The organism is Acinetobacter sp. CFCC 11171 (genome assembly GCF_003268405.1).
Lineage (GTDB): Bacteria > Pseudomonadota > Gammaproteobacteria > Pseudomonadales > Moraxellaceae > Acinetobacter > Acinetobacter amyesii.
This window is the reverse complement of sequence record NZ_LQXP01000059.1, coordinates 1-9,723: the sequence shown is the minus strand read 5'-3', so window position 1 is coordinate 9,723 and position 9,723 is coordinate 1. Positions and strand designations below refer to the sequence as shown.

Here is a 9,723-nt window from a genome sequence, read left to right as displayed (position 1 = left end):
TATATCCATTGGCATATTTGATAGCCACCTTTTTAAAGGGAATCCATCCCAAAGAGCGCCTTGCTGATTTTTTATTGCTGACACGCCATTTCAGCTTTGCCTTTTTAAATTGCTTTCTTCGGGTGACTAATTCTTCAGTTACAGCCTGAATGGTTTGACTATGTAAATTACATTCTTTGGATGTGCCTTTCGTATATTTGGCAATATCAAAAGCAGAGAGAAATTCACCTTTCCGCTTCAAATGCCTAAACCCTAAATCATTGACATAATTCCAAACGAAGTTCACTTCTGATGCTAGTTGGTCTAACACCTTGCGATGTTTGTCTTTTATACGTAATTTAAAGGTTTTCATGTACTTATATTAACAATCAAAACTCAAGGAAAATAGTCCTTAGTTAAATCAAACGACACTTCATGTCGTGTCGCTTATATCTCTGACCTGAAGGACAGAGTTTTACGCTCCATTTGATAAATTGCTTTTCAAAAAAAAAGAAACTAATATGTTTCTTATAGGATCCAAAAGAAATAAATGTATCTACAATGAATAAGTCTTTACTTCAGCAAATCAAAAAAAGACGAACCCAATTGGGCTTAAAGCAAATTGATATGCAATCCCGTACAGGCATTTCAAGACAGCAGTACCAAAAACTGGAAAGTCAGGGCAACCCTCGATTAGAGACCTTAGAAATTATAGCGGCAGGATTAAATGCTCAACTGATGCTCATCCCTGATGATAAGGTTCATTTGATCAGACAATTATTGAATGATGAAATTAAAGTCACTATTGAAGATCAGGATGACTTAATGACTAACCCATGGAAGGGTCTTCTCGGAGGAGAGGAACCATGAATACTGTTGCAGTCCTGAAATTAACATTACATCACGGTATCGTTGGATACTTGGCAGGATTTCAGAGCGGAAAAAATATTCTGGTTTTCACAGATTCTTTTCACTTGGATCAGCAACGTCCGACCTTGAGCTTGCTTACTTCCCCTTTATATCCTCAAGCGGATAAGATTTTAGAAAAGACCTATGTTACACATCAGCGCTTACACCCCTTGCTATCAAATCTGCTACCAGAAGGTGCATTACGCGAACTCATAGCACAAAGCCTCAAAATACATATAGACAATGAATTTCAGTTATTGGCAGCTTTAGGTCATGACTTACCTGGGGCACTGATTGCAACCCCAGTAGATCCAGAAGAAATCCCAGATGGAATAAAATTTAAGCTTCAGATCTCGAATCCAGATCAGATATTAAAACAAGAGATTCAGACAAATAATAAGTTTTCCTTGGCTGGCGTCCAAATGAAGTTTTCCATGAAAGCCAAAGATGGGCGTTTTACATTAGCACAGGCAACGGAATCCAGCCTACTCGGTGATTGGATTGTCAAAACTCCTTCTACCAGACATGCTTTTGTTCCGCTGAATGAATACTCTATGATGATCCTTGCCAAAATGGTCGGAATAGATATCCCAGAGATTCGTTTGGTAGATATGGCACTCTTACAAGACCTTCCAACATTAAATCTACCCCAAGAGCAATATGCTTTTGCAATTAAGAGATTCGATAGGCAGAGTACTGCTAATACTACAGAGCTTATTCATATTGAAGATTTTGCTCAGATCTTTGGTTCATATCCACACCAGAAATACAGCACCACAAATTATGAGCAGATCGGTAAGATCATTTATCACTATTCAGATAACAAAATTTTTGATATTCAGCAATTTGCCAGCCGTTTACTCGTCAATATTTTACTCGCCAATGGAGATGCACACTTAAAGAACTGGGGTATGATTTATCACGATAAAACAACGCCAAGATTATCACCCGCATACGATATATTAATGACTAGTGTATATATTGAAAATGAGCGTCATTTCGCCTTAAATCTTGCCAAAAATAAAGATTGGTATTTAGCTGAGATGAAACACTTTGAACAATGGGCTGAAAAAGTCGGTGTTCCATGGCGTGTTATTGAAAAACAACTTCACGCGATCATGGACAAAGCACGGTCGGTATGGCCAGTGCTATTACTAGACTTACCTATGATTTCTGTTCATAAAGAAAAATTAAGAGAACATTGGAAAAAATTGCATCCGGACTTTCAGATACTTACAGATGATTAGGGTAATCTGAAACCAAACTAAAATTTCTCAAACAAGTTCATCACGTCATTTTCCGTCAGTTTCGCTTCGCCTTCATGATCTGTACTTAGAATAGAGTGTGCCAGTTCTGCTTTATTTTGCTGCAAGGCAATAATTTTCTCTTCTATGCTTTGGTTGGTAATCAGCTTATACACAAATACCGGTTTGTCCTGTCCAATCCGCCATGCACGATCTGAAGCTTGATCCTCAGCAGCAGGGTTCCACCATGGATCATAGTGAATGACTGTATCTGCGGCTGTTAAATTCAGACCGACCCCTCCTGCTTTCAGACTGATTAAAAATACCGGCACTTGTCCAGATTGAAACGCTGTAATGACTTCATCTCGCTTTTTGGTTTTTCCAGTCAGCTTCACATAGCCAATTTCTGCGTGATGGAGCTGTTGTTCAATCAGTTCCAACATTGAGGTAAACTGAGAGAAGATAAGAATTTTTCGCCCCTCTTCTACCATTGGAACGACCATATCGATCAACTGTTCAAGTTTGGCAGAGTGTGCCTGCCCGGTTTTAACTGAAACCAGTTTCAGTAAGCTAGGATGACAACAGACCTGACGTAGCTTCAGTAAGGCATCTAAAATTTGTATTTGACTACGTTTAAAGCCTTTTTCTGCCACAATTTTCTGAATGCTTGCCTGCATCGTGGCACGAACAGCCTCATATAACTTGGATTGCTGGTCATTCATATCAATATTGACTTCAATCGTGGTTTTTTCTGGCAACTCTTTGGCTACGTCAGTTTTCAAGCGACGTAAAATGAAGGGCTTAATCCGGTTGACCAACTTTTGTCTTAACTGCTCATCACCGCGCTTTTCAATCGGATGACGGTACTTTTTATTAAAAATTTCTTGTGAATATAAAAATCCTGGCATCAGGAAATAAAATAGTGCCCACAGCTCACCCAAATGATTTTCCATAGGTGTACCGGTTAGACATAGACGATGTCGCGCTGTTAATTGCCGTACTACCTGTGCAGCTTTGGCGCGCGGATTTTTGATATTCTGCGCCTCATCCAAAATGAGTTGATGATATTCATATTGCTTTAGTTGCTCTTCATCTCTCGCCAGAAGCGGATAGGTGGTTAACACAATATCATAGTGCGGAATCTGCTCAAAATACTGATGGCGATCGGGCCCCTGTAGCAGCAATACCTTGAGCTCTGGGGTAAATTTCTCCGCTTCTTTGAACCAGTTATGCATCAGCGATGTGGGTGCAACAATTAAGGCGGGACTATCCTGCAAATATCCAGCCTGCTTTTCCATGAGTAAATGGGCTAAAGTTTGTGCTGTTTTCCCCAAGCCCATATCATCTGCCAGAATCCCGCCATGCTGGGTTTCCCTTAAAAACTGTAACCAGCCTAAGCCCTGCTGCTGGTATAGACGCAACTCCCCCTGAAAACCTTGTGGTGTCGGCAGTTGTTGCTGATAGCCTTGTTTGAATTTATGTACAAATTTCTGCAGGCGATCACTGACCTGCCATGTCATCCCAAGATTATGCTGCAATTCTACTAGTTGACTCGCATCATAGCGATCAATACTGCGCTCTTCTTGCTGTAAAATGCTCTGCAGATGCAATAATACCGGCTTAATATCCCTAGCGGATAGCGCCAAATCAGGTTGATCAACTGCAGTTTTCACGGTGAAAATTTGACTGTCATGCAGATGAATAAAAGTCCGCGGATCAAGTAAATCAGGATTTACTCGCACCAAAGCTACGAGCGCATCAAGTAAATTATAAGAATTGCCTGCACTGTCTTGAACCGTCGCCCCGATATTGAACCAGTCCTGCTGGCCTTCAGCTTCAGTGATAGAAATATTTAAATTTTCAACATATTGCAGGTTAAAGGGGCTGTTTTCCAGATGCTCTATCTGCCAGCCCATCAACTCAATTTGATTGATGGGCATCAGCTGTTTGATCCAGTCTCCATAGAAAGCAAAAACCATAGAATCGAGACGTTGTTTATCCAGTTTTAATTGCTGGTCATAACTAAGATCTTTCACCCACTTCAGTGATTCGACCAATAGCTGTAAACGCTGGATTGACTGTTGTTCCTGAACTAAGTCCCGAAGCTGTCGCACCATTTTGTCATGCTGCTCACCAATGAAACTGTCACCTGATGTACCTGCTTTAATTCGCCCGCCTGCATAGGAGAATTCAATTTCAGCACAAACAGACTCTTCCCATTTCCAATCAAATTTATCTAAAACACCAAAGCGTAAAATTGGCTGGGGATTACCCTGTAAGACTTCAATCTCTTGAAGAAACCCAGGTTTCGGCAAGTTATGTATCGTTGTAGATTGATGAGTAAGCTGCTCAAACTCAGTCAAAACCGTCGCAGGCATCTCTGGCATCCGCCAAAGGTAGTACAGTAAATCCGATGTATATTCACTATAGAGTTGCCCTACCGTATTCTTGTGAATATCGATATAACAAAGTGGCTGACTTACAAGAATTTGAAGATGTGGATTCGATTTTAAATTGAGTCGAACATTTCCATTGACCAACTCAAAATCTAAGTGCTCAGTCTGTTTTTCAATGCTCTTTTGCCAAGAAAATTCAAGCTGATAGCTTTGTTCTGACCATGTAAGTGGAGCATCACTTTTTTTGTTTCCAATAGACATCACCACTCTGAATGAAAGATTTAAAATGCTCTAAAACAATGCCTGATATATCAAGACTATTTCCATAAGAAAACTCATTCTGATTGAGCTTGGCATAATAATAAATTTGATTAAATAATTGTCGCTTCCCATCAGGCAAAGACAGACGTTTTTTTAGAATATTGCCATATTCAGTATAAGAACTGACACCTGTGATCGTCCCACTTTTATTACGTCTACCTTTGCGAACCTCAAGTTTTAACCCGAATAGACCTAAAGGCTGATCTAAATAATAAAGTAAATAATTACTCGTTGTCTTTTGCTGCTCTAACTGGGTATGTTGTAAATACTGCTTAAACTCACTTAACCAGCGTTGTGCTTGATTAATTGCAACCCGATCTTTTTGAGTGTGAGATGATGACTGAGAGTCAACATAGCTCTTCAGATATCCTTCTCGATATTCTTGATAAAATAATTTGGCTAAAGCAGCAGCATGTTTACAGTTATATCCAACCGGACAAGTGCAGTCGTCATCAATTAAACGGTCCTTTTTAAGATTATAGGTAATTGCAGTATCGTAATAATCTGTCCCTTCAATTTGGGCATACATCGTGACATCGTCATTTTCTTCAAAGAACTCAATCGTTTTCATATCAATGTATTTAGCATAGCTCTGGCTGCGCTGAAGAGTTGCTGTACTAAAGCGAGATAGAAAATTGATCAATGAGGACATAATTACCAGACACTAAAAATGTTTATACAATTATAACGGACAAAGCTGTCATTTCAGAATAGTAGGGCTTTGTTGCACAAAGATTTATAATTTGAAGCATCCCCCCAACTCACTCAAATTTAAATTATAACTCGCTATCTGGTAGTGAACTTTGGTGTTTTTTCTATTGGCTGGCGTAAATACTTTTAAGCTGCCTGAGGTATCAGCAAAGGCAGAGCCCTGCCCATCGATCCCATTGCTTCAGACTACTGGGGCCAGATATTCCAGATTGAACTGATAGCAAATCCCGGTTCCTCGTGACACCATGCAAAATTAATAGAGCTTAAAGCAAGTTGTTAGACTCTATTAGATTGTAAATATCTAATTAGACTTCTTTAATTTAATAGTATCTTCAGTCGGCTCTGTTGTATAAATATGTAAGCATCTGATTTAAATAAATTTAATTTTGGATCAAAAAATAATCAAAACTTTTAAAATCATATAGTTATGAAATCTTTATGCAACAAAGCCTATTTGATATAAAACTGTTACACAAAATTGACAACATGTACAGAATTCTGTACATTTTAGATTGTAAAGTTCAATCACTATCATCTAGTCAGTAGCGTTTTAACACAGCTTACTTTATGAGGGAGAAATATATGCATGTATTTACATATACAGACGCACGTAATAACTTAAAATCTGTTTTAGATAAAGTTATTGATGATGCAGATGTCGCTTTCATTACAAGAAAAGAAGGCGGTCATGCTGTAGTAATGGGACAAGATCATTACGACAGTTTAATGGAAACGTTGTATCTCCTTTCATCTCCAAATAATACCACTCGTTTAAACGAATCAATTGCTCAATTACGCGCAGGTAAAACCAAACAAAGAGAGTTGATTATAGATGACGAGTCGTAATGTCGAATGGACTGAAAATGCCTGGGATGAATATATCTATTGGCAAACACAGGATAAAAAGATACTCAAACGTATCAATACCTTAATCAGAGAATGTCAAAGAACACCCTTTGAAGGAACTGGAAAACCAGAACCTTTAAAAGCAAATCTTTCAGGATTCTGGAGCCGTAGAATTGATGAGAAGCATAGATTAGTTTATGAAGTGACGGATGAACGAATTTCCATTATTCAATGTCGGTTCCATTACTAATAATATTCCCTATTCTTAGTATGGGAGAGTATTTTATGAGACTGTAAATTAAATTGTGTAATTGCTTGAATTTGCTATGTTCATATTCACAACGGAGTCAGGCAACATGATGAACGAACAAAAACTAAAAGACCTTGCAGCAGAATTTGCTAAAGGAATCAAAACAGAAGAAGATCTCAATCAATTCACCCGATTGTTGACCAAAATCACTGTTGAAACGGCTCTCAATGCCGAACTTACCGAACATCTCGGACATGAAAAAAATGCCCGTAAATCTGGTTCAAATTCTCGCAATGGTTATTCTAGTAAGACTTTACTTAGCGATGATGGGGAGATTGAGATCACCACACCACGTGATCGTGATGGCACTTTCGAGCCTCAGTTGATTAAGAAAAATCAGACCCGTATCACGCAAATGGATAGCCAGATTCTATCCCTTTATGCCAAAGGCATGACAACCCGTGAAATCGTTGCTACCTTTAAGGAAATGTACGATGCTGATGTATCTCCAACGCTCATTTCCAAGGCGAACAGCACTGCTGTGAGGATGCCGTCAAGGAGCAGGTTGCTGAATGGCAAAACCGTCCGTTGGATGCGATCTATCCCATCGTTTATATGGACTGTATTGTAGTTAAAGTCCGTCATAATGGCAGTGTCATCAACAAGGCTGTATTCCTTGCCTTAGGCATTAATCTTGAGGGACAGAAAGAATTGCTCGGTATGTGGATGGCTGAGAATGAAGGTGCCAAGTTCTGGCTGAATGTCCTGACTGAGCTTAAAAACCGAGGGTTGCAGGATATTCTGATCGCCTGTGTGGATGGACTAAAAGGCTTTCCTGATGCTATTAACAGCGTATACCCGCAAACCCATATCCAGCTGTGCATTATCCACATGCTGCGCAACAGCTTGAAATACGTGTCATGGAAAGATTACAAGGCGGTCACTCAGGATTTAAAAGCCGTTTATCAATCACCTACTGAAGAGGCAGCCTTGATGGCCCTGGATCAATTTGCCCAAACATGGGATGACAAGTATCCACAGATCAGCAAAAGCTGGCGTATGCACTGGGAGAATCTGAATACCTTCTGTGCTTATCCAGCCGAGATACGCAAAGCCATCTACACCACCAACGCAATCGAGTCATTAAACAGCGTAATACGCCAAGCGATCAAAAAACGTAAAGTCTTTCCAACGGATAATTCTGTACGTAAAGTGATTTACTTAGCAATTGATGCAGCGTCTAAAAAGTGGAATATGCCTATTCGCGACTGGCGTTTAGCCATGAGCCGCTTTATTATTGAATTCGGTGACCGCTTAAGCAATCACCTTTAAATTTATGAAAAGCAATTACACAAAATTATTTACAGGCTCATTAAGTTACTTTTCTAGTGAAAAAAACTCCCCCAAAAATACCAGATAGTATTGCACTTGGAAAACTCCACCAGAAGGTCGCAAATACAAAAATAAATATACCACAACCAGTTATAATAGAACCAAAAACGATATCTTTATTAAATGGGATATGTATTAAACTTTGATAATACCAAGATGATAAAAAACTAAATAATACAGCTAATGAAAAGTAGAAAACCTTTTCAAAGTTTGTACTATTAATCATATCGACCCATAATTCCATATTATGCTCCTGCTACACGGCAGCCTTTTGCAGCTGAAGGTACAATACTGGTCCAAATCCATGCTGAAATTCCCCCTGAACCGTACCGGGTTTGTCGGAGACTTTTTTATTTAAGTTAGGCCACCTGACCTAACGGGTTAATCTTATCATAGTACATTGCTTCAAACTCAAAAGGTGATACATAACCCAGTGCACTGTGTACACGCTCTTTATTGAACCAATCTACCCAGTTTAGTGTCGCAAGTTGTACATCCGCTAAACCTTGCCAATCCGCTTTTAAATATTCAATCACCTCTGTTTTGTATAAGCCATTCACCGTTTCAGCCAAAGCATTATCGTATGAATCACCAGTCGTACCGACTGATGCTCGTAAATTTGCTGCTTCTAAACGATTGGTATAGCGAATTGAAAGATATTGAACACCTCTATCTGAATGATGAATCACATTCTTAGGCATACCTCGATCGTGCAATGCTTGCTCCAATGCATCGAGCACCATATCTGTATTCATCCGTGTAGATACTTTCCATCCAACAATTGCTCGTGAGAACACGTCAATAACAAATGCGGTATATACCCAGCCTGAATGAGTTTGAATATACGTAAAGTCACCCACCAATAGTTGGTTTGGATGATCAGCATTAAAATTACGTTTCACTAAATCATCCGCTCTTTTTTGATCATCTCGGCTACGGGTGGTGTATTTATTCTTACCACGCCAAACACCTTGTATACCTAGCTTTTGCATCAATCGAGCAACTGTACAACGTGCAATAACATAACCTTCACGTTTCAGTTGTTGCCAGACCTTACGCACACCATATCGACCTGAACTTTCTTTCCAAATTCGTTTAATTTGTTCAGCATGATGCAAATCATGTAGATCTTGCTTTGCTCGATGTTCTGGGTTTTCAGCAATATCTAGTGTTCGATAATAGGTAGAAGCTGAGATCGGTAAAATCCTACAAATCGCATCAACACCATATAAGCCTTTATTGTTATGGATGAAATCCACCATTATTTGTGTGGGCGGTCGAGCTCCGCCTGGGCGAAAAAAGCGGCTGCTTTACGTAGAATTTCATTGGCACGCTTTAATTCTTTAATTTCACGTTCCATTTGCTTCATTTTTTCTTGATCAGATATCTGTTGTACTTTAATAGGATTTTGCTGATCTAAATGCTTTTGATGCCAGGCACGAAGTGTTTCAGGAGTACAACCAATCTTAGGCGCAATAGCTGTGATCGCAGCCCAATTAGATGGATAGTCTTTTTCAGATTCAATCAATAATTGAACCGCTCTTTCTCTGATTTCAGGGGTATATTTTAATTTGGTCATCGGAACATTCTCTCAGAATACTGAGTCTCCGACAAACCCGGTACGGTTCACTTTCTGAAACACAGTTTAAGCGATACACCGGCATATCATGGTCAG

At 39.3% G+C, this 9,723-nt stretch carries 6 protein-coding genes, 3 pseudogenes and 1 other annotated feature; of the genes and pseudogenes, 5 read left to right on the top strand and 4 right to left on the bottom strand.

Features of this window, described 5'->3' with window-relative positions; all coding sequences use genetic code 11:
* A pseudogene (locus tag AVJ20_RS17345) lies at positions 1–352 on the bottom strand (RNA-guided endonuclease TnpB family protein); the annotation flags it as partial.
* 188 nt (positions 353–540) lie between these two features.
* On the opposite strand from AVJ20_RS17345, the gene AVJ20_RS17340 reads away from it, so the two are divergent.
* Both AVJ20_RS17340 and AVJ20_RS17335 read left to right on the top strand, forming a co-directional pair.
* A complete protein-coding gene (locus AVJ20_RS17340) occupies positions 541–849 on the top strand; it encodes a helix-turn-helix transcriptional regulator (RefSeq protein ID WP_004835530.1) in 309 nt (102 codons plus the stop codon).
* Positions 846–2,135, top strand: coding sequence for a type II toxin-antitoxin system HipA family toxin (locus AVJ20_RS17335; RefSeq protein ID WP_111886078.1), 1,290 nt, complete (start codon positions 846–848; stop codon positions 2,133–2,135). Before AVJ20_RS17340 ends, AVJ20_RS17335 begins: the two co-directional genes overlap by 4 nt.
* A gap of 17 nt (positions 2,136–2,152) precedes the next feature.
* Here AVJ20_RS17335 and AVJ20_RS17330 read toward each other — a convergent pair.
* Positions 2,153–5,501: pseudogene (locus tag AVJ20_RS17330) on the bottom strand (SNF2-related protein).
* 641 nt (positions 5,502–6,142) lie between these two features.
* On the opposite strand from AVJ20_RS17330, the gene AVJ20_RS17320 reads away from it, so the two are divergent.
* The 3 genes and pseudogenes from AVJ20_RS17320 to AVJ20_RS17310 all read left to right on the top strand — a co-directional run bounded on the left by AVJ20_RS17320 (position 6,143) and on the right by AVJ20_RS17310 (position 7,988).
* On the top strand, positions 6,143–6,406 hold the full coding sequence (locus tag AVJ20_RS17320) for a type II toxin-antitoxin system Phd/YefM family antitoxin (protein WP_016658858.1): 264 nt from the start codon (positions 6,143–6,145) through the stop codon (positions 6,404–6,406).
* Positions 6,393–6,656, top strand: a complete 264-nt coding sequence (locus tag AVJ20_RS17315; RefSeq protein WP_000203952.1) for a Txe/YoeB family addiction module toxin — start codon at positions 6,393–6,395, stop codon at positions 6,654–6,656. The genes AVJ20_RS17320 and AVJ20_RS17315 overlap by 14 nt, the downstream gene beginning before the upstream one ends.
* Positions 6,657–6,765: 109 nt before the next feature.
* Positions 6,766–7,988, top strand: a pseudogene (locus tag AVJ20_RS17310) (IS256 family transposase).
* Positions 7,989–8,028: 40 nt separating this feature from the next.
* Here AVJ20_RS17310 and AVJ20_RS17305 read toward each other — a convergent pair.
* Positions 8,029–8,292, bottom strand: coding sequence for a hypothetical protein (locus AVJ20_RS17305; protein WP_004871190.1), 264 nt, complete (start codon positions 8,290–8,292; stop codon positions 8,029–8,031).
* Between the two features lie 115 nt (positions 8,293–8,407).
* A protein-coding gene (locus AVJ20_RS17300; protein WP_111886077.1) for an IS3 family transposase occupies positions 8,408–9,627 on the bottom strand; the annotation gives its coding sequence in 2 pieces (ribosomal slippage) (positions 8,408–9,351 and positions 9,351–9,627; 1,221 coding nt in all).
* Positions 9,236–9,352 (bottom strand) — a sequence feature (AL1L pseudoknot). (Overlaps the previous gene by 117 nt.)
* Positions 9,628–9,723: the final 96 nt, after the last annotated feature.